General features: G+C 67.2%; 1 protein-coding gene. It reads left to right on the plus strand.

Annotated features, from left to right (window positions below; translation table 11 throughout):
* Positions 1-868 (plus strand): Mu transposase domain-containing protein (locus tag GPA25_RS23580; protein WP_169262830.1); only part of this gene is annotated, 868 nt, incomplete at its 5' end.
* Positions 869-1,172 lie beyond the last annotated feature (304 nt).

Here is a 1,172-nt window from a genome sequence, read left to right on the forward strand (position 1 = left end):
GCAGGTCCAGCGTTCCTACGCCGACGCGGCCTGTGGCTACGGTTTCCGCATCGATGCCTGTCCGCCGCATGATCCGCAGAAGAAGGGCATCGTCGAGTCGGGGGTCAAATACCTGAAGGGCAACTTCCTGCCGCTCAAGACCTTTCGCGACCTCACCGATTTGAACGCGCAGGCAAAGCGCTGGGTCGTTGAAGAAGCCGGCGTCCGGCGGCACGGCACCACCGGCGAGGCCCCGCTCGTGCGCTTCGAGCTGGAGCGCGCGCTGCTGCTGCCGCTACCCGCGGTCGCGCCCGACCTGGGCGTCTGGTCGCAGGCGACGTTGCACCGCGATTGCCACATTCAGTTCGATCGCGCCTTCTACTCGGCCCCGTGGTCCTTGATCGGCAAACGCCTGTGGCTCAAGTCCAGCGACGGCATGGTGTCGATCTATGACGAACATCGCGCCGTCGCTGCCCATGGCCGGGCGAGTCGGCCCGGTGAGCGACGAACCGTTCGCGATCACTTGCCGCCCGAGGCTCAGACCTTCTTCGCCCACGACCGGGCGTGGTGCATCGAGCAGGCCGCGCGCGTCGGCCCGGCCTGCGCCGAGCTGGTCGAGCACCTGCTGTCGGACCGGATCGCCGAACGCCTGCGCGCCGCTCAGGGCGTGCTGCGGCTCGCCAAGCCCTACACGGCAGCCCGCCTTGAAGCGGCGTGTGCCCGCGCGCTGGCGCACGGGTCGCCGTTCTATCGGACGGTGAAGACGATTCTCGTTGGCGGTCACGATCTACGCGCTGCCGAGACCATCGCGCCGCTGCCCGCCCCACATTCCGGGCGCTTCGCCCGTGATGCGGCGAGCCTCTTTGCCGCACCCGAGTCAGTCCATTGATCGCCGCCTTGTTCTCCATGGCCGGATCCGGCTTTCTGCCGTCTCCAGCCACGGATGAGCGTATCGCCCGCGCCCGGGCATCAAGGTTTCGCTACGCCGGGCGCTGCCCGACCTTGACCCCCGGTCACGGGAATTTGCCGCGCGGCCACCGTGCCGCTTTACCCTTGAAGGAGCCTTCCCTTGAATCCCGTTCCTGAACTCGCCCCCAACCTGAAGCAGCTCCGGCTCTCCGGCATCCTCGATTCGCTGGAAGCGAGAAACCGCGAGGCGATCTCTTCGAAACTGGCCTATACGGAGTTTCTGT

The organism is Aromatoleum diolicum, from assembly GCF_012910955.1.
In the GTDB taxonomy this organism is placed as follows: domain Bacteria; phylum Pseudomonadota; class Gammaproteobacteria; order Burkholderiales; family Rhodocyclaceae; genus Aromatoleum; species Aromatoleum diolicum.